The following is a 25,944-nucleotide window of genomic DNA, read 5'->3' on the forward strand; positions in this document are numbered from 1 at the left end:
GGCCCGCCGGTGCGGGCCGGAGCACCGTGCGGCCGTCGTTTAGAACCAGCAACATCACTACCGTCACACATCATGCTGCAGAACCCAGCTGACACCTCGGGCCACAAGGGGGCTGCATTCCAGGACAGGAACCCAGGCGCGATTGGCCCGCCGGCGCAGGCCAGAACGCCGCACCGACGCAGGCCAGAATGCTGCGCCGCACCGACCAGAACACCGCACAGCCCCGGACCAGAAGCCGGAAACAAGAAACGACACCCAAACCACCCCGGTCGGGGCCCCGCAGGATGGTGATACATTGCCAATAGCCCATACATGCGGGTGAACGCACGCCCCAGCACCGCACCCCGACCATCACGCCGAAACCGTCCCATGCCCCTGAACGAAGACATCCTCATCAACGTCACCCCCTTTGAAACCCGCGTAGCCCTCACCAGCCAGGGAGTAGTACAAGAACTGCACATCGAGCGCAGCATCCAGCGCGGCTTCGTCGGCAATCTATATCTGGGACGAGTGGCCCGCGTACTGCCGGGCATGCAAAGCGCCTTCGTGGACATCGGCCTGGAGCGGGCAGCCTTCATCCATGTGGCCGACCTGCGCCAGAACCGTCACGCGCGCAGCAGCGGCAGCGAACACACGCCGCAAATCCCCATCGAAAAGCTGCTGTTCGAAGGGCAACCCCTGTTGGTACAAGTCATCAAAGATCCCATCGGCACCAAGGGTGCCCGGCTTTCAACTCACATCAGCATCGCCGGGCGCATGCTGGTCTACCTGCCACACGAACCGCACATCGGCGTCTCCCAGCGCATCGACAATGAATCCGAACGCAACGCCCTTAAAGAACGCATGCTCGCGCTGCTGCCCGAGGACGAAGCGGGGGGCTTCATCGTGCGCACCCAGGCCGAGGGCGCCAGCGACACAGAGCTGGCCGCCGACATTCAATATCTGCACATGCTCTGGGGCAACATCCAGACGCGCATCCGACAGGTGCCCGCGCCTTCCGTGGTCTACACCGAACTCACCCTGGCGCAACGCGTGCTGCGCGACATGGCGTCGCCCGACACCAGCAGCATCACGGTGGATTCGCGCACCGTCACCCAGGAGCTGCTCGACTGGGCGCAGCGCTACACGCCGTCCGTGGTCGAACGCATCCACCATTACAGCGGCAACCGGCCGCTGTTCGACACGGCCAACGTGGACGAAGAAATCGCCCACGCACTGTCGCGCCGCGTGAATCTGAAATCCGGCGGCTATCTCATCATCGACCAGACCGAGGCGCTGACGACGGTGGACGTGAACACGGGCGGCTACGTCGGCGGGCGCAACTTCGACGACACCATCTTCAAGACCAATCTGGAAGCGGCGGTGGCCATCGCCCGCCAGCTGCGCCTGCGCAATCTGGGCGGCATCATCGTGTTGGACTTCATCGACATGGACGACCCGCGGCACCAGGAATCGGTGCTGGCGGAGCTGCACAAGGCGCTGGCGCACGACCGCACACGCATGACGGTGAGCGGCTTCAGCCAGCTGGGGCTGGTGGAGATGACGCGCAAGCGCACACGCGATTCGCTGGCGCACCAACTGTGCGAGCCCTGCCCCACCTGCCAGTCGCGCGGGTCGGTGCGCACGGCGCGCACCCTGTGCTATGAAATCTTGCGCGAAATTCTGCGCGAGGCGCGGCAGTTCGACCCCAAAGAGTTTCGCATCGTCGCCGCGCAGTCGGTCATTGACTTGTTTCTGGAAGAGGAAAGCCAGCACCTGGCGATGCTGGGCGACTTCGTCGGCAAGCCGATTTCACTGGCGGTGGAAGTCAATTATGGGCAAGAGCAATACGACCTGGTGCTGCTGTAGACGACCGGGCGATCGGGCCTGCCACGTTGTCGCCAGTGCGGCGACCTAGCCGGCGAAACCTCACTCGCCCACGTCCAGCTTGTTTTCCCAGCTCTTGTCGGCCCGGCAGCTGTCGGGTTTCATCATGGCGGTGAGCATCTGATGCACGCGCCCTATCTGGCCCGGATAGTAGCTATAGGCCTTGACGTTGACCGAGCGGTCTTCGAGCAGCACCAGCGACAGCACCACGCTGTGGGCCCAGTCGGCATCGGGGCTGGGTCGGTACACGATGCGGCCATACGATGCTTGCCGGGGCTCCATCTCGAAGGTGTAGGTCTGCCCGCAAACGGCCGCATGGCGAAACAGGTTTTGCTGTGCCTTGGCAAAATCGATGGGCAGGCGGTTGCGCTCGGTGATCTGGTAACGCGAGGTTTCGAGCTCGTTGAGGGTGAGGCCGACTGGCTGGTTGGCGCAGGCGGACAGCACGGCCAGAGAGGCCAGGGCAAACAGGGCTTTCATGTGGATACTCCTGAAAAATGACCGGCCGCCAGGGCTCGGGCTCGCCTACGGCGATGGCTGCCTGCCACCGGGCCGTGGCCACAGCGCACTCAGGCAAGCCCATCGGCGGCTGAAAGAGGGTCTGTCGACGCCCGCAGTGCGGGGCTGTCATCGTCGCGAAACTGCAGGCGGTACAGGCTGGCGTACAGGCCGCCCAGGGCGAGAAGATCGGCGTGCGTGCCCTCTTCCGCGATGCGCCCGCGATCCAGCACGATGATGCGATCAGCCTTTTGCACCGTGCTGAGCCGGTGCGCGATGACCAGCGTCGTGCGCCCGGCCATCAGGCGTTCGAGCGAGGCCTGCACCTGGCGCTCGGATTCGTTGTCCAGGGCGGACGTGGCTTCATCCAGGATGAGGATAGGCGCATTTTTGATGAGCGCGCGGGCGATGGCCAGGCGCTGGCGCTGGCCACCCGACAGGGCGCTGGCGTTGCTGCCCACCTGGGTATGGATGCCCTCGGGCAGGGTATCGACGAAATCGAGCAGACTGGCGGCCTCGAGCGCCGCCCGTACGCGTTCTTCGGGCACTGCGTCGCGGATGCCGTAGGCGACGTTCTCGGCGATCGTCCCTTCGAACAGCACCACGTCCTGACTGACCAGGGACAGCTGCGAACGCAGGGCCCGCAGGCGGAATTCACGCACGTCGATGCCGTCGATGAGAACTTGCCCGCCGGTGGGCTCGATGAAACGCGGCAGCATGTTGACCAGCGTGGTCTTGCCGCTGCCCGAGCGCCCGACCAGGGCGACGGTCTGCCCGGCGGCGACCGACAGCGAGACTGATTCAAGGGTGTTGGCCGCCGCCTCGGGGTAGCGGTGACTGACGGCCTGGAACTGCACGTTGCCACGCAGGCGCCCGGCGACGTCGCGGGTGCCGGTGTCCTGCTCGATGGGATCTTCGATAAGGGAAAACACGCTTTCCGCGGAAATCAGCATGCGCTGGGTGGCCCCGGCAATGTTGGTGAGCCGCTTGAGGGGATCGAAAATCTGCCCCAGGGCCGCCATGAAAGCGGCGAAGCTGCCGACGGTCAGCCCTTCGTGATTGGCCTGGTACAGCGCCACCGCCACCACGATGGCCACCGACAGCGCGACGAAGAACTGCGAGATGGGCGACATGGCCGAATCGGCGCTGGCCGCGCGCATGGAAAAGCGGCGCAGGCGCGCATTGACGTAGGCAAAGCGCTCGCGCTCGCGCGTGTAGCCGTCGAACAGCTTGATGACGCGCTGCCCGGCAATGCCCTCGGACACGACCCGCGTGAGTTCGGCGTTCATGTTGATGGTGTCGCGGTTGATGCGCCGCAGCCGACGAACGAAGTAGCGCCCGGTGAGCACGGACAGCGGCAGCATGACGAGCACGATGAGCGTGAGCTGCCAGGACATGTACAGCAGCACCGCCAGCAGCGCCACGACCGTGAGCGATTCGCGCACGATGACGCGGATCACCTCGGTGGACAGGCCGCTGACGTTACCCGCATCGATGGTGAAGCGGTTGAGCAGACGCCCACGGTCGCTCGCGCGGAAGGTTTCGTCGGCCATGCCCAGCAGGCGCTCGAACATTTCGCGGCGCAGGCCCAGCAGCATGTTGCTGGCGACCCAGGACATGAGATAGGTGCCGCCGAACGTGGTGATGCCGCGCAACAGCATGAGCCCGACCACGGCCAGGGGAATCGACCAGATGTATGACGGTTCGCTGCCGTTGAAGCCTTCGTCGAGCAGGGGTTTCATGATGACGGCCAGGACAGGCTGCGTGGCCGAGGCGATGCTCAGCAGCACCAGGGCCAGCAAGGCGATTTTCCAGTCTTTGCCCAGGCGCTGATAGATCTGGCGCCAGAGTTCCAGGCGCACGGGACGGCTGCTGGTGGTCTGATCAGAATCGGATTTCAACCGGCACGCTCTCTTATATACTGTCGGAAACCACGCATTTTAGCCTGCGGCACACGGTGTCCGGCGCTCGCGTGCAGATTCAGGCTGCCGCGCGACACCACGCCGCCCGCGGGCGACCGGAGCCCTCGCGTTGACACCCACCGTCAGACCCGCCCTTTATGTCCGCCTGCCCAACTGGGTGGGCGACGTCTGCATGAGCCTGCCCAGTCTGCAAGCCCTGCTCGACACGGGGCTGCCGGTCGTCGCCTGCGCGCGCCCGTGGGCGCAAGACCTGTTGGCGGCCTACCCGTTGGCTGGTTTCATCCCCATGCAGGGCACTTGGCGCGCCGACCGCGCCGCCGTGCGGCGGCACCTGAAACAGGCGGGCTACAACCGGCCCCGCGGCCTGCTGCTGCCCGATTCGCTCTCGAGCGCGCTGGTGTTCCGCTTTGCCGGCATCGCCTGCGCCGGATACCGCGACGACGGGCGCAGCCTGCTGCTGCGCTGGCCGTGCCGCAAGCCCAAGGGGCCGCTGCATGCGGTGCAGTCCTGGTATCACCTGACGCGCTTCGCCCTGGGGCAATGGCACCTCGCGCACACTGGCCCGGCCGAACCCGCCGACGAACTCAGCTGGACGGCCACGCAGGCCCACGAACAACAAGCCATCCAGGCCCTGGCCCAGGCGGGCCTGCGCCAGGGGGCCTTCGTCCTCATCGCGCCCACCGCCGTCGGCCTGCACAAGGGCCGCATCAAGGCCTGGTCGGGCTTCGACGGCCTGACACAATCGCTGCAGGCGCGCGGCCTGGCAGTGGTCATGGCGCCCCCGTCGGCCGAACGCGAAGCAGCCCAGGCAGCCGCGCCCAGCGCCCAGCTGCTGCCGCCCCTGGGGCTGGGGGCCTTCGCCGCCCTCACCCGCCACGCCGCGCTGGTGGTCTGCAATGATTCCGGGGTGTCCCATCTGGCCGCCGCCGCGGGCGCCCGGCAGCTCACGCTGTTCGGGGTCACCCACCCGACGCAGACGGGGCCGTGGTCCAATCGGGCCACGCGCCTGGGGCGCATGAACGCCTGGCCCACCGCCACCGAAGTCTTCTCCACCGCCATTGAACTGCTGAATCCCTCTCCTGCCGCATGAGCGTGTCCGAATTCCTCACCAATCTGGTCGTCCCCCTGAACCTGTCCATCACCCTCGTGCTGCTGGCGCTCGTGCTCGCCATCATCCGCTGGCGCAAGACGGCGGCCCTGCTGGCCACGATCGGCCTGGCCTGGGCGGTCTTCTGGTCGCTGCCCACCTCGTCGCTGTGGGCCGGCGGGCTGCTGGAACAACGCTACCCGCACCAGGCGGCAGACGCCCTGCCCAGCGTCCAGGCCATCGTCGTGCTGGGCGGCAACACGGCCAACGGGCGGCAAAACTGGTTTGAATCCTACGACCGCAAGACGGCCATCTTGCGCACGGATACCGCGGCACAGCTGTACGCCGCCGGGCGCGCGCCGCTGGTGATCGTCTCGGGGGCGGCGCTGGACGGCGGCGTCAGCGAGGCCCGGGTGATGGCCGCATCGCTCGAACGCGACGGCGTGCCGTCCGCCGCCATCGTCCAGGAAGACCACAGCCTCACCACGCACCAGAACGCGGTCTACACGGCCCGGCTGCTGCGCCAGCGCAATATTCAGCACTTTTTGCTGGTCACGTCCGCTCTGCACATGCCCCGCGCCATGGCCAGCTTTCAAAAGCAGGGCTTCAGCCCGATTCCGGCGCCATCGCCAGCCCAGATCGTGGTGCCTGAAAAGCCGGACTTTTCTTTCTGGCTGCCCGACTGGCGGGCCCTGGAAGCCAGCCGCTCGATCGTGAAGGAATACCTGGGCCTGCTGGTGTACTGGACGCGCGGTTGGGCCTGAAAGGCTGGATCACGCGCGTGCCGGAGGCGAGGCCACGTCAGGCCCGCCCGTGGGGCGCCGCGCAGCGCTCGCGCAGCACCTCGTCGTACAGCGCCAGGTAGCGGCGCGCCACTTCTGGCCAGGCATGGCGCGCCAATACCTGCCGCATCCCCTGCCGCAGATGGACGCGCAAAGCCTCATCCGAGCACAGCCGCGCAACGGCCGCCGCCAGCTCGTCAGCCCGCTCGGGGTGGCTGATAACCAGCGCCTCGTCGCCGTCTTGCACGTACTGGGCAAAGCCGCACCACGGCGCGGGGCTGAGCACCACTGGCAGGCCGAAGGACATGGCCTCGAGCGGCGCCATGCCGAAGCTGTCGTTGAGGGTGGGATGCACGTAGAGATCCGCCGCCTGATAGTAGGGCGCAACGTGCGAGGTTTCGGCCACCAGGTGCACCCGGCGGCGCACGGCCTCGGGCGCCTGCGCCACGCAATCGCGGGCGGCGGCATTGGCCCCCACCACCAGTAGCAGCACGTCGTCGGGCAGCGTCGTGAGTGCATCGAGCACGGTGGGCAGACCCTTGCGCATGGGGTTGCGCGCCACCAGCAGGCACAGGGTGCCGTGCGCGGGCAGGCCCAGTTCGGCACGGCGGCGTTGGCGCTGCCCGGCCGATACGGCAGGCACCGCCGCCACGCCGGGGGCGATGACCGGGAAGTCGGCGACGGGCCGCCGGTAGGCCTGTTCGAGCTGGTGCGCAATCAAGTGGGACACCGCCACCACCCGATGGCCCGGGCGCGCATGCACACGACGCGCCTCAAGCCCCAGGTAGGTCTGCACACGCGGACTGATATACGAAAACAGCCGTTTGACGGCCCCCACGGGCTGCACCCGCCAGCGATAGCGCACGGGCGTGACGTGGATGACTTCAACATCGCCGCACCAGCCGTTCATGTGGGAATGCACGATGTCGAAGCCCTGCCGCGTCAGGCGGGCGGCGCGGCGCGCGAACAGCCAGACCCGCACCCAGCTGGGCCAGCGGCGGCTGAGACGGATGGCGTGAAAAGGCAGCCGCAACTCACAGGCGGGATCGTATTCTCGAGCGAAGACCGTGACGCGGTGCCCTGCGGCGACCAGCTCGCGCATGAGCGCCACGCCGTAGGCTTCGGCGCCGCCAAAGCGGCTGCCGAAGCGATCGACGACGAAGGCGATGGAAAGGCTGTCAGGCGCGGCGGACATCGATGCCGCGGACGCCTGCCCGCCAGGCAACGGCGCACCGGACGAAGGTATGCCGGATGGCTGCGTGCCGGACGGCGGCGCACTGGAAAATGCTCCGGCAGACGGCGGCCCGCCCTGCGGCCCCGGCGTGGCAGCAGGGTTCATGCGCCCCCCATCTCGGCCTGGCGACGCTTGCGGTCTTCGAGCTGCGTGAGGCACTTCTGTAAAAAACGGACGAGCAAAGTGGAGCGCATGACAGCGACGCGCGGCAGGCCGAAGAGATCGTCCTGCGGGCGCGCCAGCCCGCGGGCGGTGGTGGTGGCCGTCTCGTAGCCCGCCTCGCGCGCACAAGCCGCCAGCGCGGCCGTGTACTTGCCATAGGGATAGCAGAAGGCGCGCACCGGCGCACCGGCCAGTTGTTCGAGCGCATCGCGGGAATCGCGGATTTCGTTGGCGGCCAGCTCGGGCGACAGGCGCGGCAGCACGGGGTGGTTAAGCGTGTGCGAACCGACTTCGTGCCCTGCGGCCAGCCAGTCGCGCAGGCCTTGTGCCGACATGAGCGGCGCGGTCGGCACGCCTTCGGCCTGATCCCAGAGATTGCTGCCCCCCAGCTGGCGTACGACAAAATAGTTGGTAGCGTGAAACCCGCAGGCTTCGAGGACGGGCACGGCATGGTCGAGCACGTTCTGGTAGCCGTCGTCGAAGGTAATACCAAAGACCTTGCCCTGTTTTTCCCCCCGCAGGTAGGGCATGAGCCGCGCCATGGACAGGCCCCGGTAGCCCAGCAGCCGCAGCCAGCCCATTTGCCGCCGGAAGTCGCGCGGATGCACCGTGAGCCCCCGGTAGGGCGTGCCGCGTGGATTGGGCTCGCCAATCTGGTGGTACATAAGAATGGGAATCATGGGCAAATTATATCGGCACACTCAGGACTGGGCGCAGACCCGCTGGTAGAAATCCAGCGTCTGCCGGGCGATGAGCGGCAGGGAAAACAGGCTCAGGGCGCGCTCGCGCGCGGCCTCGGCCATGCCCGTGGCCTCGCGGGGAGCCGCCAGCTGCCGCGCCAGCCATTGCTGGACGGCCGGCACGTCGCCGGCCGGCACAATCCAGCCGTCGATGCCGTCGCGCACCAGCTCGGGCAAACCGCCCGCATTGGAGACGAGCGTGGGCAGGCCCATGGCCAGCGACTCGCAGGCGGCATGCGAGCCCGCCCCGCGCGGCGACAGCACAACGCCGACGTCGCAAGCCGCCAGCACTCGGCGCGGGTCGTCCACCTGACCGGGAAAAACCACGTACGACGTCATGCCCAGCGCATTGACTTCTTTCCGCTGCTGTTCGGAAGGCGGATCGCCCGCAATCAGCAGGCGGAAGCGGCGGCGCTGCGTCAGGGGCAGCTTGGCCACGGCCTGCACGAGCGTCATCCAGCCCTTGCCTCCGACGCAGCCCAGCACCAGCACCTCGCTCGGGATGGCGCCCAGAAACTGCTGGCGGGCCTGAGCGCCGAACGACGCCGTCTGGGGCCGGAACCAGTCGGTATCCACGCCCGGACGGATCGTCTGCACGCGGCGCACGCCGTAGGCAGAAGCCATCAGCTGGCGGCTGGACGCATCGCAAGTGCCAATGACGCCGTCCGTGCCCAGCCAGGCGCACAGCTTGTGGCCCAGAGTCCGCACACTGGCGCCATCGTGCCGCGTCCAGAGAATGTGCGGTTTCTTGTGCAGGTTCAGGCTTGCCAGCAGCACCTGGCGGTGATCCGCCAGGCCGTTGACGTGCACCAGATCGAACCGCTCGTCGCGCAACAGGGTGCGCAACGCCAGCGTCTGGATCAGCAAGGGCCTGCGCCGGGTGCCAAAGGCGAGATCCCAGCAGCGGATGCCGGGCAATTCGCTGACCTGGGCATACAGGCGGCTGGCCGCCGGTGTGGCGATGGTCAGCTGATGTGTCTTGCGAAACGCGCGCACCAGGCCGGCGACGTACGCGGCGGATTCGTCCTCGTCTTGCGCAAGGGCATTGGTATACAGGATTTTCATGTTGTTACGGCGCCTTGTCGCCCGCCTGCCGTCGGCTCAGGCAATACAGCTTGACGTAACGGTAATAGCTGCCCGTGGCCGCCATTCCGGCCAGCACCAGGCCCTGCCAGCCGTCGAGAAAGCCGCGCCTGAGCCAGTAATGGCGCACGAACGTCCAGGCGGCGTGCCCGAAGACACCGGGCAGGCTGGTGCGGCGCCCCTTGTCGTGGGCAGCCTGCGCGGCCTCGGTGGAATAGCGGTTGATCTTGTCGATGAAGACTTCGAGGCTGGCGTACGGATAATGCAGGAAATGGCCGGACAGGGTGTCGATGCGCCCCTGCACGCGCACGTGCTCGTGCACGCGCGCCTCGCTGAAACGCCCGGCGTCACGACGAAACAGACGCACGACATAATCCGGCCACCAGCCGCTATGACGTATCCAGCGGCCGCAGAAATTGGACAGGCGGGCGATGCGGTAGGCGGTCGCCCGCGGCTGCTGCAACACGTGCTGAATGGCCTGGGCCAGCTCGGGCGTGACGCGCTCATCGGCGTCGATGGACAGCACCCAGTCGCCCGTCGCCAAGTCGAGGGCGCGGTTTTTCTGCGGCCCGAAGCCCGGCCAGTCGACGCTGGACTCGACCCGCGCCCCGTGTTGGCGTGCGATGGCGCACGTCGCATCGCTGCTGCCCGAGTCGAGCACGATGATTTCATCCGCAAACCCCAGGGATTGCAGGCAGGCGCCAATGTGCGCCGCTTCGTTCTTGGTGATGACGATGACGGAGAGCCTCATGCGGCGAAGCCCCAAGAACACGGCGGCGTGCGGCGCACCTGTCGTGACAGGCGTTCAGCCGACATAGGACAGCCCCTTTTTCCAGCGCTTCCAGGTGTTGAAGGCAGGTGCCAGCAGCGGGTGGGCGGCCACCTGAATTCGACGGCCCAGCGAGGCCCCCGTGGTATCGCGCACGGCAAAGCGGTAGATCGACGCCAGATCGCTGCCGGGCCGGTTGCGGCCAAACGCGCGCGTGGTGTAGAGATGCTGGAACCCGGCCTCATGCGCAATCCGCACGTAGTCGGCATCAAAGTAACCCTGTGGCCAGCAAAGCTGATCCGACACCTCGCCCAGCTGCTCACGCAGGCAGGCGCGGGACTGGGCCAGCTCGTCGCGCATATGGGCATTTTTATTGTCGGCATCCAGCAAATCCCAGCGGGTATGGGTGTGCGTGTGACTGTGGAACTCGACGGTGCCTTGATCTTGCAGCGCGCGCACCTCGGACCAGCGCAAGATAGCCTCGTCGGCGCGTCCCTGCGCGATCCGGCGCTCGCACTCGCGGTGTTCGGGGGTCTCGGGCAGCGGGTCGGGCCCGCCCAGGCAGGGCCGCACAGGCCCCTGCCCCACCCAGCCCGTCACCAGAAAAATGGTGGCACGCATGTGGTAGCGGCGCAGCAGCGGCGCCGCATACACCCAGTTGTCCAGGTAACCGTCGTCGAAAGTGATGAGCACCGAGCGGCGCGGCGCGCCGCCGTGCCGGACGTGGCGGATGAATTCCGCTGTGCTCAGCGCCGTATAGCCGCGCCGGGCCAGCCAGCGCAGCTGATCTTCAAAGTGCTCGGGTGTGGTCGTGATCATGCCGCCACCGGGGCGCACGTGATGGTACATCAGCACGGGAACGATATTGCCAGCCATCAGCTCACCTCTTTCAGCCACTGGGTATAGCACTGCTCGGTGTTACGCACGAGCGCGTCCAAGGTGAAGCGGCCCTCTTCATGGACTGCCCGCTGCCCAGCTTGACCCATGGCTCGGCGGCGTGCTGGATCGTCTACCAGCGCCTGGATGGCATCGGCCAGCGCCGTTTGATCATGCAGGGGCACCAGCAGGCCCGTCACGCCGTCGTGCAACATCTCGGCGACGCCACCCACATCCGTGCCGATGACCGGCAGCCCTGCCGCGGCGGCCTCGACGAACACGGTGCCCGACGCTTCTTGTTCGGTTGCCAGGGCGAAGAGATCGAAGGCGGCCAGCACGTTGGCGATGTCATTCCGCCGACCGGTGAACAGCACCTTGGCCTGCAAGCCAAGACTGTGTACATACGCCTGCAAGGCCTCGAAGGTAGGCGAGCCGTCGCCCACCAGCACGAGAAACACGTCCGGGCGCTGCCGCAGCAGCCCCGCCATGGCGTCGATCAAGGCCCGATGGCCTTTTTTCTCGCGCAGGACGGCAACACAGCCGACCACCACCGCCGCGTCGGGCAGCCGCAGCTCGGCACGCAGCGTGGACTGGGCAACGGGGGGCGGCAGCGCAATGGGCGAATATACCGTTGCCACCCGGTCGGGCGCGGCGCCGCGTTCGATGAGCAGACGGCGCACGTGCTCGCTGACCGTCGTCACGCAGTGCGGCACCCAGGTATAGGCCAGCAAAGACTTCGGCCTGACTGCCAGGTGGCGGGTGCGCACGATAAGGGGCGTGCCCGCCAGGCGCGCGGCCACGCCGGCCAACAGCGTATCGCGGCGGCTATGCGTGTTGAGCACGTCGAAGCGGCCTGCTCGAAGAATAGCGCGGGTCTGCCACACGCCTCGCACATAATTGCGCAGGCCGTCCATCGGCAAGGTATGTACCTGAAACCCTTCGTCGCGCAAGCGTGTCGTCAGCTTGGCGTGCGGCTGGCACAGGGCTTCGAGATGATGTCCAGCAGCCCGCATGGCGCACATTTCCTTGAAAATACGCCCTTCCTGGCCACCAAAACCGGTAGCAGCCTCAGCGTGCAGAATGCGCAGCGGCCTCATCCGTAAAATACCTCGACCTGGTCGTAGGACAGCCACTGGCGCGCGTTGGCGATCAGGGTGTCGTCCATGCGCACGCGCCATTCGTCGCCCAGGCGCAGCAGGCACGAAAAGCCCGGCTGCTGCAGGCGCAGTTCGACGGGCACGCCGGATTCCGAACGCCAGTCGCCCAGCAGCGTCTGCAGCTGGTCGGGACTGAGGCCCCGGGGGGCGGACAGGCGCAGGCTGCGCGCGCGGGTTTCGCGCACGCGCTGCAGGTCGTAGAGTTCGTCGGCCGAGACGCGCAGGCCGCCCGAATAATCGTCATGGCTGACGCGCCCCTGGATGACCAGCGGGCGGTCTTCTTTGAGGCTGTTGCGGTACTGTTCGTACATCTCGTTGAAGATCGCCACTTCGATCTGCGCGCTGCCGTCGTCCAGCAGGGCGTAGAGCATTTTGCCGCGCTTGGTCATGCGCACGCGCACGGCGGCCAGCACGCCGGCCAGCCATTGCTGGCCGCGCGCGGGCGCCAGGCGCGCCAGCGGCGTGGGCGCCACGCGGCGGATTTCATCGCGCCAGGCGTCAAACAGATGACCGCTGAAATAAAAGCCCAGGGCGGTCTTTTCTTCGGTGAGGCGGGTTTGCAAATCCCAGGGGGTGACGCGGGCCAGCTCGCCCGCCACCAGCTGGTCGGACTCATCGGCAAACAGCGAGCACTGGTTGGCGTTGCGTTCGGCCTGCTCGGCCGCCTCGATGGCGCTGGAGAGTGTCGCCAGCAGCGCGGCGCGGTTTTCTTCGAGCGTGTCGAAGGCACCGGCGCGGATAAGCGCCTCGATGGTGCGCCGGTTGACCGTATGACGATCGACCCGGGCGCAGAAATCGAACAGGCTGGCAAAGGGGCCGCCCGCCTCGCGCGCCGCCAAAATGGCCTCGACCGCCGCCTGGCCGGTGCCCTTCACGCCCCCCAGGCCATAGCGGATGGTGCGCGGCGGCTGGCCCTTGGCCGTGTGCTCGTCGGCCACTGGCGCAAAACGGTAGCCCGAGGCGTTGACGTCGGGCGGCAGCACGGCCACGCCGTTGTCCAGGGCATCGCGCCAGAACACCTGGATTTTGTCGGTGTCGTCCATGTCGGACAACATCGTGGCGGCGAGGAATTCGGCCGGGTGATAGCGCTTGAGCCAGGCCGTCTGGTAGGAAATCAGGGCGTAGGCCGCGGAGTGACTCTTGTTGAAGCCATAGCCCGCGAACTTTTCCATGAGGTCGAAGAGGTGGGCGGCGAGGTCGGCATCGTAGCCCTTCTTGACCGCGCCCTCCTGGAAAATGGCCCGGTGCTTGGCCATTTCCTCGACCTTCTTCTTGCCCATGGCGCGGCGCAGCAGGTCGGCGCCGCCCAGCGAGTAGCCGCCGATGATCTGCGAGATCAGCATCACCTGTTCTTGGTAGACGATGACGCCGTAGGTGCTCTTGAGCACAGGTTCGAGGTCGGGATGGAAATAATCGACTTCGGCGCGGCCATGCTTGCGGTTGACGAAATCGACCACCATGCCGGATTCGAGCGGCCCCGGACGGAACAGCGCCAGCAAGGCGATGACGTCTTCGAAGGTGTTGGGCTGCATGCTCTTGAGCAGCTCTTTCATGCCACGCGATTCGAGCTGGAAGACCGCCGTGGTGTTGGCCGAGGACAGCAAGGCGTATGTTTCAGCATCGTCGAGCGGCAGGCTCATGATGTCGAAGTCGCGCTTGTCGGGATTGAACTCGCGCACGTAGCGCACGGCCCAATCCAGAATGGTGAGGTTGCGCAGTCCCAGGAAGTCGAACTTCACCAGCCCCACGTCTTCGACGTCGCCCTTGTCGTATTGCGAGACCACGCTGGTTTCGCTGCCCGGCTGGCAGTACAGCGGGGTGTAGTCGGTGAGCTTGCCGCGCGCGATGATGACGCCCCCGGCGTGCATGCCGATGTTGCGCGTCAGCCCTTCGAGCGGCCTGGCCAGGTCGATGAGCGCGTGGATTTCCTCGTCGGTATCGTAGCGCTCGCGAAAGGCGGGTTCGTTTTCCAGCGTGCGTTCGAGCGACCAGGGGTCGGCTGGATTGAAGGGGATCATCTTCGACAGGTTGTCGCAGACGCTATAGGGCATTTCGAGCACCCGACCCACGTCGCGCACCACGGCCTTGGCGCCCAGGGTGCCGAAGGTAGCGATCTGGCTGACGGCATCGCGGCCGTATTTTTCTTTGACGTACTCGATGACGCGTTCGCGGTTGTCCTGGCAGAAATCGACGTCGAAGTCGGGCATGGAGACCCGCTCGGGATTGAGAAAGCGTTCGAACAGCAAGTCGTAGCGCAAGGGGTCGAGGTCGGTGATGCCCAGGCTGAAGGCCACCAGCGAGCCGGCCCCCGAACCGCGCCCGGGGCCCACGGGCACCCCATGCCCCTTGCCCCAGTTGATGAAGTCTTGCACGATGAGGAAGTAGCCCGGAAAGCCCATCTTGACGATGGTCTGGCATTCGCGGTCGAGCCGCTCTTGATAGGTGGGCATCTGCCGGGCGCGTTCGGCGGCATCGGGATACAGCTGCGCCATGCGCCGCTGCAGGCCTTCGTTAGCCAGGTGCACCATGTAATCGTCGAGCGACACGCCGTCGGGCGTTGGAAACAGCGGCAGTTCGGGGTGGCCCAGGGTCAGCGTGAGGTTGCAGCGCCGGGCGATCTGCACGGTATTGGCCAGCGCCGAGGGCACGTCGGCAAAGCGGCGCGCCATCTCGTCGGTGTCCGGCATGTACTGTTCGGCCGTGAAGCGTCTGACGCGGCGCGGGTTGCCCAGCAGCTCGCCCTCGGCAATGCACACGCGCGCCTCGTGCGCGCGAAAATCGCTGGGTTCGATGAACTGGATGGGGTGCGTGGCCACCACGGGCACGCCGCATTGTGCCGCCAGCCGCAAGGCGGCCTGCACATAGGCCTCGTCGCCGTCGAAGCCGGCGCGCTGCAGCTCGATGAAATAATTGCCGGGAAAATCGGCCGCCCACTGTCGCGCGAGACGGGCAGCCTCGTCTTCGCGCCCGGCTTCGAGCGCGCAGCCGACGTCGCCCGCACGCGCGCCCGAAAGCACGATGATGCCGCTTGCGCCCGACAGCCACTCGCGGCGGATTTCGGCCCGGCCGCGCTGGCCGCCCTCGATCCAGGCGCGGCTGAGCAGCTGGCACAGGTGCAGATACGCAGCGTGCTGCGGGGCCAGCAGCAGCACGCGGAACGGCTTGTCGGTGTCGTCCGGGTTGTGCAGCCAGACGTCGCTGCCCGCCACCGGCTTGATGCCCGCCTTGCGCGCCGCCCGGTAGAACTTGATCCAGCCAAAGAGATTGCACAGGTCGGTGAGCGCCATGGCGGGCTGGCCAAAGGCCTTGGCCCGCTTGATGAGGTCGGGGATGCGCGCAATGCTGTCCACCACCGAAAATTCGGAGTGGCTGCGCAGATGGACAAAAGAAGGGCTTGCGGAAGACATCGTCATGGGGGAATTGTACTGAAGGGCGCCGGGCTAACGCGGCATGGCCGCCCAGGCTTTTTGCAGGCGCTTGACCGACACCGGAAACGGCGTGCGCAGGGTCTGTGCGAACAGGGCCACGCGCAGCTCTTCGAGCTGCCAGCGAAAGGCTTCCAGCTGCGCGTCGGGCGCCCCCTTGAGGGCGGCGCGCGCACGTTGCCAGGGCGTGATCAGGGGCGCCATCTCGGCCATCAGGCGCGCGTCGCGGTCGGGATCGTCGCGCAGCTTGTCGATGCGCATCTGCACGCCTTTCAGATAACGCGGCACGTGCTTGAGCTGTTCGGGCGGCGTGTCGCGCACGAAGTAGTGGCCCACCAGGACGTCCAGCTGCAGGCGCATGTCTTGTTGCGCCTGGGGCCACGAGCGGGCCTGGGGCAACTTTTTCTGCACGGCGGCGCGCTCCTGCAAAATGGCCGACACCAGCCGGGCAAGCTCCTGGGCCAGCAAGCCCAGGCGCGCGCGCCCCTCGTCGCAACGCGCGGCAAAGGCCGCGGCGTCCTCGGGCCAGGGATCCATCAGGCAGGCCTGCGTGACGGCGGCGTCGATCAGCTGGTCGCGCAGCTCTTCCTGGGTGCCCAGATCCATATACAGCATGGCCATGCGGGTGAAATCGGGCAGGTTCTTTTCCAGATAGCGCACCTGCTCGCGCAGGGCCAGGCGAAAAAGCCGCCGCAAGCCCCCCTGATGCACCCGGCGCGCCTGCTGTGGATCGTCAAAGACGTCCAGCTCGCAGCAATCGCCCCGATCGCGCAGGGCCGGATAGCCGATGAGCGACTGGCCGCGCCGATGGATTTCCAACAGCTCAGGCAAGGCGCCGAACGTCCAGCCAGTGAGGTTTTCGTGCTCCAGTACCTGGGCCGCCGCCTGGTCGCGAGCGGCCAGCTGCTGAAACGAGGCCTGCGCCTGACGGCCATGCTCGGCACGCAGCTGGTCGAGGCTGCGCCCGCCCGAGAGCATGCGGCCATGCTCGTCCACCACCTTGAAATTCATGAAGAGGTGCGCGGGCAGCGTTTCGAGCTTGAAGTCGGTGGGCAGCACGCGCACGCGGCGCTGATCCCAGATGTCGCCGATGAGCGCATCGATCAGCCCCATGCCGGGATCGGCGGCGCGCTCGAACCAGCGCTCGTGAAAGCCGGCGGCGTAATCCGGCAAGGGTACGCAGTGGCGGCGCAATTTTTGCGGCAACGATTTCAGCAGCAGGTGCGCCTTTTCTTTCAGCATGCCCGGCACCAGCCATTCGCAACGCGCGGCATCGATCTGGTTGAGGGCAAACAGCGGCACGGTGAGCGTCATGCCGTCGCGCGGCGAACCGGGCTCGAAGTGATAATCCACGGCCAGCTCGGCGCCCGCCCACCGCAGGTGGCGCGGAAACACCTCGGTGGTGACGCCCGCCGCATCGTGCTGCATGAGGTCGTCGCGGTTGAGGTTCAGACGCTTGGCCGCCTGCGGGTCGAGCGTGGCAAACCAGGCTTCCAGCGAGGCCGTCTGGCTGATCTCGGGCGGAATCTGCTGGTCGTAGAAGGCGTAGATGAGCGCGTCGTCCACCAGGATGTCGGGACGGCGGCTTTGATGCTCCAGGCGCTCGATGGAGGCGATCAGGCGGCGGTTGTGCGCGATGAAGGGCAGCTTGCTGTCGATATCGCCCGGCACCAGCGCGTCGCGGATGAAGATCTCGCGCGCCGCCTTGGGGTCGATGCGACCATAGTGCACGCGCCTGCCGGTGTACACCGGCAGGCCATAGACCGTGCCGCGCTCGTTGGCCACCACCTGACCGGCCTTTTTTTCCCAACGCGGATCCGACCAGGCGCGCTTGAGCAGGTGCGCGCCCGCGCGCTCGACCCAGGTGGGCTCGATCTGGGCCACGCAGCGCGCATACAGGCGCGTGGTCTCGACCAGTTCGGCGGCCAGCACCCAGCGCCCGGCCTTTTTCTGCAGCGGCGAACCCGGATGGATGGCGAAGCGGATGTCGCGCGCGCCCTGGTACAGGTTGGCATCGTCGGACTTCATGCCGATATTGCCCAGCAGGCCCGCCAGCAAGGCCAGGTGGATCTGTTCGCGCGTGGCGGGCGTCTGGTTCAGGCGCCAGCCCTGCTCGCGCGCCAGGGTGAGCAGCTGCACGTGCGTGTCGTGCCATTCGCGCAGGCGGATAGGCGAGAGAAACTTGGCGCGCAGCTGCTCGGTCAGCCTGCGCTGCGAGGCCTTGTGCGCCACCTGCTCGCCATACCAGGCCCAGAGCTTGAGCCAGGCGAGAAATTCGGACTGCTTGTCGCGGAACTGCGCATGGGCGTTGTCCGCCGCCTCGCGCGCCTGCATGGGGCGGTCGCGCGGGTCTTGAATCGACAGGGCCGAGGCGATGACGAGGATTTCCGCCAGGCACTGCTGCTCGTGCGCGGCGAAGATCATGCGCGCCACGCGCGGGTCGACCGGCAGCTTGGCCAGCGAACGGCCCACGGCGGTGAGGTGATTGCGCTCATCGAGCGCCCCCAGCTCTTGCAGCAGCTGGTAGCCGTCGGCAATCGCACGCCCCGTGGGCGGTTCGACGAAGGGAAAGGCCTCGACGTCGTCCAGGCGCAAGGCTTTCATGCGCAGGATGACGGCGGCCAGCGAAGAACGCAGGATTTCGGGGTCGGTAAACGCGGGCCGCTGCTTGAAGTCTTGCTCGCTGTACAGCCGCACGCAGACACCCGGCCCCAGACGCCCGCAGCGTCCGGCACGCTGGTTGGCCGAGGCCTGGCTGATGGGCTCGATGCGCAGCTGCTCGACCTTGCTGCGCCACGAATAGCGCTTGATGCGCGCCAGGCCGCTATCGACCACGTAGCGGATGCCCGGCACCGTGAGCGAGGTTTCGGCCACGTTGGTGGCCAGCACGATGCGCCGGGTATTGCCCTTGGGGTGAAAAATCTGCTCTTGTTCGGCGCGCGACAGGCGGGCATAGAGCGGCAACACCAGCGCGCCCACCGGATGGCGCTTGCGCAAGGCCTCGGCACACTCGCGGATTTCGCGCTCGCCGGGCAGAAACACCAGCACGTCGCCCGTGCCGTGGCGGGCGCACTCGTCCACCCCGTCCACCACGGCATCGACGAGGTCGCGTTCTTCATCGCCCCGGCCTTGTGCGGCATCGTCCGCCGTGTCTTCGCGCACGGGGCGGTAGCGCAGCTCGACGGGATACAGCCGCCCCGACACCTGGATGACAGGAGCCGGACGATTGGGCGTGCCGAAATGCTGGGCAAAGCGGTCAGCATCGATCGTGGCCGAGGTGATGATGAGCTTGAGATCCGGGCGGCGCGCCAGCAGTCGCTTGAGAAACCCCAGCAGGAAGTCGATGTTCAGGCTGCGCTCGTGGGCCTCGTCGATGATGAGGGTGTCGTAGCGGCGCAGCAGCGGGTCGCGCTGCGTTTCGGCCAGCAGGATGCCGTCGGTCATCAGCTTGATGGCCGTGGCTGGCCCGGCGCGCTCGCTGAAGCGAATCTGGTAGCCCACCCAGTCGCCCAGCTCAGTCTTGAGTTCTTCGGCCACGCGTTGGGCCACCGACGTGGCCGCCAGCCGGCGCGGCTGGGTGTGGCCGATCATGCCCTGGCGGCCGCGCCCCAGTTCGAGACAGATCTTGGGCAGCTGCGTGGTCTTGCCCGAGCCCGTCTCGCCGCAGACGATGACCACCGGGTGCCCGGCGATGGCGCGCGCGATCTCGTCCCGGCAGGCGCTGACGGGCAGCTCTTCGGGATACTGGATGGCGGGCAAGGGACGATCGCCCGCGCCCGCGGGCTGGGGGCCGGGCGCGGGGCGGGCATGGGCGCGGGCGCCCGCCGCGCGGGGGGCTCGTCGAGAGGGGCGCGTGGGCGGCACGGCGGCGTCAGGGGTCTTTTCTGGCAAAGCAAGGAATCCCGCAAAATGAAGTCGGCCCACACGCCAATGGGGTGGGCCAATCCCTTATTATAATTTCGAGGTCTAGCCCCGCCACGAACCGTCTGCCATGAGCGCCACTGAAACCGATACCTACTCCGCCCAGGATGCCCCCGAGTTTGCCGCTGCCCAGTTCGTGCGCTGGTTTCGCGAGGTGGCGCCCTACGTGCACGACTTTCGCGGCAAGACCTTCGTCGTGGCCTTTGGCGGCGAACTGATCGAAGACGGCGGCCTCGAAGACCTGGTGGCCGACCTGTCCCTGCTGTCGGCGCTGGGCATCAAGCTGGTGCTCGTGCATGGCTCGCGCCCCCAGGTCAACGAACAGCTGCGCCTGAAAGGCTACAGCACCCAGTTTGGCCGCGGCACCGAACCCACCACGCCCGAGGCCCTGGAATGCGCCAAAGAGGCGGCGGGCGAAATCCGCCTGGACATCGAGGCCGCCTTCAGCCAGGGCCTGCCCAACACGCCCATGTCGCACGCCAAGATTCGCGTCATTTCGGGCAACTTCGTCACGGCGCGGCCCGTGGGCGTCATCGACGGGGTGGACTACAAGCGCGCGGGCACGGTACGCAAGCTGGACATCGACGCCATGCGCAACGTCATCAGCCAGGGGGCTATCGTGCTGCTGTCGCCCCTGGGCTTCTCGCCCACCGGCGAAGCCTTCAACCTCGCCATGGAAGACCTCGCCACCAACGCCGCCGTGGCCCTGCGGGCGGAAAAACTCATTTTCCTGACGCAGAACCGCACCGTCACCGAAACCGACGGCTCGGTGGACACCGAACTCGCGCGCGCCGACGCCGACGAACTGCTGGCACAAGACATCCTGGACGAAGACACCAGCGCCTTCCTGCGCCACGCCTCGCTGGCCGTCAAGCGCGGCGTGGCGCGCGCCCACCTCGTACCCTATACGCTGGACGGCAGCATTCTGCTCGAAATCTTCACCCACGACGGCGTGGGCACCATGGTGGTCGAAGACACGCTCGAAGATCTGCGGCCCGCCGTGGCCGACGACGTCGGCGCCATCGTGCAGCTCATCGAACCGCTCGAAGCCGACGGCACGCTGGTGCCGCGCGGACGCGCCGTGATCGAGCGCGACGTCGAACGCTTCACTGTGCTGGAGCACGATGGCGTCATCTACGGCTGTGTCTCGCTCATCCCCTACCTGGACGAAGGCATGGCCGAAATGGCCTGTCTCATCGTCCACCCCGAATGGCAAGGCGCGGGCGACGGCGAAAAGCTGCTACGCCACGCCGAGGCCAGCGCCCGGGCGCTGGGCGTGCGGCGCCTGTTCGTGCTCACCACGCGCACCTCGCACTGGTTTCTCAAACGCGGCTTCGTGCAAGGCGGCGTCTCCGACCTGCCCCACGACAAACGCGCCCACTACAACCGCTCGCGCAACAGCCTGGTCTTCATCAAGCGACTATGAAAATTCTCGTCACCGGCGGGGCCGGCTTTATTGGCTCGGCCCTGATCCGCCACGTGCTGACGCACACGCGGCACACCGTGGTCAACATCGACAAGCTCACCTACGCGGGCAACCTGGAATCACTGACGCCGGTCGCGGATCACCCAGGCTATGCCTTCGAGCAGCTGGACATCTGCGATGCGGCGGGCCTGGCGCGGGCCTTCGCCAGGCACCAGCCCGACGCCGTCATGCACCTGGCCGCCGAATCGCACGTGGATCGTTCCATCGACGGGCCGGCGGCGTTCATCCAGACCAATATGGTGGGCACCTACACGCTGCTGGAAGCGGCGCGGCACTACTGGACAGGTCTGGACGCCCCTGCCCGGCAGGCGTTTCGCTTCCACCATATTTCCACCGACGAGGTGTACGGCGACCTGGACGGCACCGACAGCCTTTTCACCGAAGCCACGCCCTACGCGCCCAGCTCGCCCTATTCGGCCAGCAAGGCCGGTTCGGATCACCTGGTACGCGCCTGGCACCGCACCTACGGCCTGCCGGTGCTGGTGACCAACTGCTCGAACAACTACGGGCCGTATCACTTTCCAGAAAAACTCATTCCGCTGGTGATCCTCAACGCGCTGGACGGCAAGCCGCTGCCCGTCTACGGCGCAGGCCTGCAGGTGCGCGACTGGCTGTACGTGGAAGACCACGCGCGCGCCCTGCTGCGCGTGGTCGAGGCCGGCACGCCGGGCGACACCTACAACATCGGCGGCCACAACGAGCAGCGCAACATCGACGTGGTGCGGGCCATCTGCGCCCTGCTCGAAGAACTGGCACCGCAACACCCCGCCGGGGTGCGTCGGTATGCCGATTTGATCACCCACGTGACAGACCGCCCGGGCCATGACCGGCGCTACGCTATCGACGCGGCAAAAATCCAGCACACCCTGGGCTGGACACCGGAAGAAACGTTTGCCAGCGGCCTGCGCAAGACCGTGCAGTGGTATCTGGCGCAGCGCGACTGGTGCCGACGCGTGCAGGACGGCAGCTATCAGCGCGAACGCCTGGGCCTCGCGCCGCAAATCGCAACAGCCACCAAGGATACGGCTGTCAAAGGGTCGGGCGCTGCGATCGCCGACAGTCCGACAACAGGCGCGCACGGCAGCGCATCGTGCTGACGTCCGGCCAATCGCCGTCCGCCACAGGCGACGGCCTTGGCACCGGCCCGCGCATTCTGGTCACCGGGGCCAATGGCCAGCTGGGCCGTGCGCTGCAGGCCCTGGCAGCGCGCGAGACAGGGGCTGCGCGCTATTGCTTCGCCAGCCACCAGCAACTGGACATCACCCAGCCCGAAGCGCTGACGCGCTGGCTGGACGCGCATCCCGCCGACTGCCTCATCAACGCGGCGGCCTACACGGCAGTGGATCAGGCCGCACACGAGCCGCAACAGGCACTGGCCCTGAACGCCAAGGCGCCGGGCCAAATGGCCCGGCTGTGCGCCGCGCGTGGCGTGCGCCTGCTGCACGTTTCCACCGACTACGTTTTTGACGGGCACCTGGGGCGTCCTTACCGCGAGACCGACCCCGTCGCACCCCTGAATACCTACGGACGCAGCAAGCTGCTGGGCGAGCAGGCCGTCTTGCAGGCGGTGCCCGAGGCGCTGATCATCCGTACCAGCTGGGTGTTCAGCGCCTGGGGCGCAAACTTCGTGCGCACGATGCTGCGCCTGGGGCGCGAACGCGAGCAACTGCGCGTGATCGCCGACCAGCGCGGCGGGCCTACCTGGGCGGGGCACCTGGCGCACGTGCTACACGCCCTGGCGCTGCGGCCCGCCGCGCAAACGCCTGGCGGCCTGTACCACCTGAGCGGCAGCCCGGATGTCAGCTGGTACGAATTCGCCCTGGAAATCTTCCAGCAGGCACTGGCGCTGGGCTTGATTGTGCGAGTCCCCGCCGTGACCCCCATCGCCGCACACGAATGGCCTTCACCCGAGCCGCGCCCCGCCAATAGTCGGCTGGACTGCGCCCGCCTGGAATCCCTGCTGGGGCCCGTCGCCCGCGACTGGCGCGCCGGCTTGGCCTGCGTGCTGCAAGACTGGCAGCGGCAGGGCCTGTGACCCGGGCTTCCAGCACCCCGCCCACTCGCCCGACGGCATGCATCGTGCCTGCCAGCAACCGGCTTCACAGTCGGCAGGGGCCTGCCACTAAAATAGCCGTTGCCGCATTCACGCTTCAAGCATTCATCGAGGACACTGCCGTCATGGCCCGCACGATCTACTGCCACAAACTCAAGCGCGAGGCCGACGGCCTCGACTACCCGCCCTACCCTGGCGATCTGGGCGTGCGCATCTGGCGCGAGATATCCAAAGAAGCCTGGGCCGCCTGGCTGGACATCCAGACGCGCCTGGTCAATGAAAACCATCTCAGCCTGGCCGAGCCCGAAGCCCGCCGCTTTCTGGCCGAGCGCATGAAGGCGTTTCTGTTCGAGGACGAACACGTCGAAGCGCAGGGCTACACGCCGCCGGGCACCTGATACGCCACCGATCGCCTGATCGGCACAGCGGCCATACCCGTACGCAGCACCGCAGCAAGCGGGCGTCCGGGCAACAGGGCAGCAAGCGGCCTAGTGCCGCGGCTCGGGTGGCTCGCCGCGCGCCATGCGCTCGGTGTTGTTGACCCCGGTATGGCGCACGTCGTCGCCGCGCACCATGTAGATGACGCGTTCAGCCATGTTCTTGGCATGGTCGCCAATGCGTTCGAGCGCCCGGGCGATGAAGATGAGATCGATGGAGTGCGAAATGGTGCGCGGGTCTTCGATCATGTAGGTGATGATGTGACGCAGCGAGGCCTTCCACTCTTTATCGACCTCTTTGTCGTTGCGCACCACCTGGGCGGCGGCCACCGGGTCTTCGCGGGCAAAGGCGTCCAGCGCCGCGCGGATCATCGCCGCCACGGCGTCGCCCATGTGACGCAGTTCGACCACGGGTTCGTAGCTGGAATCGCCCTCGTGCAGGCGACGCGCCACCTTAGCGATCTTGTCGGCCTCGTCGCCGCAGCGTTCCATGTCGGTCAGCATCTTGGAAACCGACAGCAGCAGGCGCAGGTCGACCGCCGTGGGCTGATTGCGGGCAATCAGCTGGCTGATGCGCTCGTCGATATCGACCTCGAACTGATTGACCTGCCGCTCGCGCTCACGCACGCGTTCGACCAGCTGCACTTCGCCCTCGGTCAGCGCCTGGATGCCGTCGAGCACCATGGATTCGACCAGGCCACCCATCTGCAGGAACATGGAGCGCGTGGTTTCGAGTTCGCTGTGAAATTGCTTATTGGTGTGTTCCAGCATCGGAGACCTCTATCCGCCTGCCGCGCAGGCGCATTCAACGAGCGCAAAGCGTACCATCACGCCCGGCAATTGCAAAGAAAAGAGCGTTGTGGACATCCCGTGCGCTCGTCGGCGATCTGGCGCATGCAGCCAGCCACCTGGTGGCAGGATAGCAAGCCGATATGACAGCGGCGTGACAGCCGCCGCCAGCCATCAACCATCAGCCACTAGCCGTCAGCCACCGCCAGCTATCGGCTACCGGCCTCCCCCCACTGGAACAACGGTGCGGGAACAACGGCTGCTTCACCCCGCCCGGGCGTGCCCTCAGTCTTGCAATTCCAGCCGCGACACGCCGTTTTGCCCGGCCACCAGGGCCACGTGGGCCCCCGAAATGGCAAACAGGCCGCAGCACACCACGCCCGGGATGTTGTTGAGCATGGCTTCGAAGGCAATCGGGTCGCCGTAGCGCAACCCGGCCACGTCGAGAATCTGGTTGCCGTTGTCGGTGGTAAAGCCCGCACGCAGCACGGGCTGGCCGCCCAGCTGGCGCACTTCGCGCGCCACGGCCTCGCGCGCCAGGGGGATGACTTCGATGGGCAGCGGAAACGCCCCCAGCTGCTCGACCAGCTTGGACTCATCGACGATGCACACGAAGCGATCCGCCACCGAGGAGACGATTTTTTCGCGCGTCAGCGCCCCGCCCCCACCCTTGATCATGCTGAGCTGATGATCGACTTCGTCGGCACCATCCACGTAGAGCGCCATGGACGACACGTCGTTGAGATCCAGCACCGTGACGCCCGCCGCCCGCAGGCGCTGCGTGCTGCGCTCGGAGCTGGACACCGCCGCCTTGAAATCCGCCCGGTGGGCGGCCAGCAGATCGATGAAGCGATCCACGGTCGAGCCCGTGCCCACCCCCAGGATGCTGTCGGGCTGCAGCTGTGGCAGCACGTAATCGAGCGCGGCCTGGGCGGCCTGCTGTTTGAGTTCATCCTGGGAAAACATGGGGAGCGTCCGTTCGATATCGTGATCAGAAGACGCCTATTTTACGGGGGAGCCCCGACCACGGGCAATTGAGCCGGGCAAGGCCGCCATCGAGCACGGCAGGAACCGGCCCAAGCCAACCGCCCCGCCACGCCGACACCCCGCAAAAGCCTGCCCGCGTCAGTGGGGCCGAGGACGGTTGGAGCCTGCCGCCGATTAACGGTGCCTATTGACGATGCGCGTGTATTCGATGGCCCCTGTCGTTCCATTGACGTAGAGTTTCACGCGCTGGCCCTGCGCATTGGTGGCCTTGACTTCGTAACGACCATCGTCCCAATCAATTTCGCTGATGCTGTGCATGCCGGCGTCCTGCATACGTTTGAAAACCTGTCTGATGTCCAGCTGCGCCCCTCGCGGCGCGAGCGAGGCAGCAGCCTGGGCGGGCGCAACTGGCGTGGCCGACGCGGGCGAGGCCGACTGCGCCTGAGCCCCCAGAGACGTCGATAAGGCAAAGGCGGCGGCAGAGGCGATGAGCAGACGACGAGTAGACAGAAAGGTCATGGTGTATCTCCTTGGGATGAAGCCCTGAAATGTGTTGAAGCAAGGGCATTATTTCAGGGAGCGCATGAACCGACGGTGAAGGGTCTGTTCATGGGGTGTTCACCTTGGCACGGAGACTGGCCGATCTGATCGCGCGTCTACCCGTCGCCGC

At 66.8% G+C, this 25,944-nt stretch carries 20 protein-coding genes; 7 read left to right on the plus strand and 13 right to left on the minus strand.

The features are described from left to right. Positions 1–375: 375 nt before the first annotated feature. Positions 376–1,848 (plus strand): ribonuclease G, encoded by a 1,473-nt coding sequence (gene rng / locus CCA01S_RS07350; protein ID WP_066456548.1) that lies wholly within the window; start codon positions 376–378, stop codon positions 1,846–1,848. A gap of 60 nt (positions 1,849–1,908) precedes the next feature. On the opposite strand, the gene CCA01S_RS07355 is transcribed toward rng, so the two are convergent. Further along, positions 1,909–2,346 carry a hypothetical protein gene (locus tag CCA01S_RS07355; RefSeq protein ID WP_066456292.1) on the minus strand — a complete coding sequence of 146 codons (438 nt, stop codon included), beginning with the start codon at positions 2,344–2,346 and terminating at the stop codon, positions 1,909–1,911. An 89-nt stretch (positions 2,347–2,435) separates the two neighbouring features. Further along, the gene (gene msbA, locus CCA01S_RS07360) at positions 2,436–4,265 is read right to left on the minus strand and encodes a lipid A export permease/ATP-binding protein MsbA (RefSeq protein ID WP_066456294.1); all 1,830 of its coding nucleotides are present in this window, start codon (positions 4,263–4,265) and stop codon (positions 2,436–2,438) included. Positions 4,266–4,458: 193 nt separating this feature from the next. On the opposite strand from msbA, the gene CCA01S_RS07365 reads away from it, so the two are divergent. Beyond that, entirely contained in the window at positions 4,459–5,376 is a 918-nt protein-coding gene (locus tag CCA01S_RS07365) for a glycosyltransferase family 9 protein (RefSeq protein WP_084386603.1), read from the plus strand. Beyond that, the gene (locus CCA01S_RS07370) at positions 5,373–6,137 is read left to right on the plus strand and encodes a YdcF family protein (RefSeq protein WP_066456299.1); all 765 of its coding nucleotides are present in this window, start codon (positions 5,373–5,375) and stop codon (positions 6,135–6,137) included. The genes CCA01S_RS07365 and CCA01S_RS07370 overlap by 4 nt, the downstream gene beginning before the upstream one ends. A 37-nt stretch (positions 6,138–6,174) precedes the next feature. Here CCA01S_RS07370 and CCA01S_RS07375 read toward each other — a convergent pair whose 3' ends face one another. The 8 genes from CCA01S_RS07375 to hrpA form a co-directional block, all read right to left on the minus strand. Then, the gene (locus tag CCA01S_RS07375) at positions 6,175–7,350 is read right to left on the minus strand and encodes a glycosyltransferase family 4 protein (RefSeq protein WP_066456302.1); all 1,176 of its coding nucleotides are present in this window, start codon (positions 7,348–7,350) and stop codon (positions 6,175–6,177) included. Between the two features lie 140 nt (positions 7,351–7,490). Continuing rightward, the gene (locus CCA01S_RS07380; RefSeq protein ID WP_373278665.1) at positions 7,491–8,231 is read right to left on the minus strand and encodes a polysaccharide deacetylase family protein; all 741 of its coding nucleotides are present in this window, start codon (positions 8,229–8,231) and stop codon (positions 7,491–7,493) included. Between the two features lie 21 nt (positions 8,232–8,252). Further along, positions 8,253–9,356, minus strand: coding sequence for a glycosyltransferase family 4 protein (locus tag CCA01S_RS07385; RefSeq protein WP_066456307.1), 1,104 nt, complete (start codon positions 9,354–9,356; stop codon positions 8,253–8,255). Positions 9,357–9,360: 4 nt separating this feature from the next. Then, entirely contained in the window at positions 9,361–10,125 is a 765-nt protein-coding gene (locus tag CCA01S_RS07390) for a glycosyltransferase family 2 protein (protein ID WP_066456309.1), read from the minus strand. 54 nt (positions 10,126–10,179) lie between these two features. Further along, positions 10,180–11,019, minus strand: a complete 840-nt coding sequence (locus CCA01S_RS07395) for a polysaccharide deacetylase family protein (RefSeq protein WP_066456311.1) — start codon at positions 11,017–11,019, stop codon at positions 10,180–10,182. After that, positions 11,019–12,116: a glycosyltransferase family 4 protein gene (locus CCA01S_RS07400; protein WP_066456313.1), complete on the minus strand. Its 1,098-nt coding sequence runs from the start codon at positions 12,114–12,116 to the stop codon at positions 11,019–11,021. Before CCA01S_RS07400 ends, CCA01S_RS07395 begins: the two co-directional genes overlap by 1 nt. Beyond that, positions 12,113–15,583: a DNA polymerase III subunit alpha gene (gene dnaE, locus CCA01S_RS07405; RefSeq protein ID WP_066456315.1), complete on the minus strand. Its 3,471-nt coding sequence runs from the start codon at positions 15,581–15,583 to the stop codon at positions 12,113–12,115. Before dnaE ends, CCA01S_RS07400 begins: the two co-directional genes overlap by 4 nt. 33 nt (positions 15,584–15,616) lie before the next feature. After that, complete coding sequence (gene hrpA / locus CCA01S_RS07410) at positions 15,617–19,492, minus strand: ATP-dependent RNA helicase HrpA (RefSeq protein WP_084386591.1); 3,876 nt, start codon at positions 19,490–19,492, stop codon at positions 15,617–15,619. A 100-nt stretch (positions 19,493–19,592) separates the two neighbouring features. On the opposite strand from hrpA, the gene argA reads away from it, so the two are divergent. The 4 genes from argA to CCA01S_RS07430 all read left to right on the plus strand — a co-directional run bounded on the left by argA (position 19,593) and on the right by CCA01S_RS07430 (position 23,459). Further along, the gene (argA, locus tag CCA01S_RS07415; protein WP_066456317.1) at positions 19,593–20,948 is read left to right on the plus strand and encodes an amino-acid N-acetyltransferase; all 1,356 of its coding nucleotides are present in this window, start codon (positions 19,593–19,595) and stop codon (positions 20,946–20,948) included. Continuing rightward, the gene (rfbB, locus tag CCA01S_RS07420) at positions 20,945–22,105 is read left to right on the plus strand and encodes a dTDP-glucose 4,6-dehydratase (RefSeq protein WP_084386592.1); all 1,161 of its coding nucleotides are present in this window, start codon (positions 20,945–20,947) and stop codon (positions 22,103–22,105) included. Before argA ends, rfbB begins: the two co-directional genes overlap by 4 nt. Next, entirely contained in the window at positions 22,099–23,043 is a 945-nt protein-coding gene (gene rfbD / locus CCA01S_RS07425) for a dTDP-4-dehydrorhamnose reductase (RefSeq protein WP_232305001.1), read from the plus strand. The genes rfbB and rfbD overlap by 7 nt, the downstream gene beginning before the upstream one ends. 143 nt (positions 23,044–23,186) lie before the next feature. Then, a complete protein-coding gene (locus tag CCA01S_RS07430) occupies positions 23,187–23,459 on the plus strand; it encodes an oxidative damage protection protein (protein ID WP_066456325.1) in 273 nt (90 codons plus the stop codon). A gap of 90 nt (positions 23,460–23,549) precedes the next feature. On the opposite strand, the gene phoU is transcribed toward CCA01S_RS07430, so the two are convergent. The 3 genes from phoU to CCA01S_RS07445 form a co-directional block, all read right to left on the minus strand. Continuing rightward, on the minus strand, positions 23,550–24,269 hold the full coding sequence (gene phoU / locus CCA01S_RS07435) for a phosphate signaling complex protein PhoU (RefSeq protein WP_066456327.1): 720 nt from the start codon (positions 24,267–24,269) through the stop codon (positions 23,550–23,552). A gap of 303 nt (positions 24,270–24,572) precedes the next feature. Continuing rightward, the gene (rpiA, locus tag CCA01S_RS07440; RefSeq protein ID WP_066456328.1) at positions 24,573–25,253 is read right to left on the minus strand and encodes a ribose-5-phosphate isomerase RpiA; all 681 of its coding nucleotides are present in this window, start codon (positions 25,251–25,253) and stop codon (positions 24,573–24,575) included. 195 nt (positions 25,254–25,448) lie between these two features. Then, the gene (locus CCA01S_RS07445; RefSeq protein WP_066456329.1) at positions 25,449–25,793 is read right to left on the minus strand and encodes a PepSY domain-containing protein; all 345 of its coding nucleotides are present in this window, start codon (positions 25,791–25,793) and stop codon (positions 25,449–25,451) included. Positions 25,794–25,944: the final 151 nt, after the last annotated feature.

Source organism: Castellaniella caeni NBRC 101664 (assembly GCF_001592225.1).
Lineage (GTDB): Bacteria > Pseudomonadota > Gammaproteobacteria > Burkholderiales > Burkholderiaceae_B > Castellaniella > Castellaniella caeni.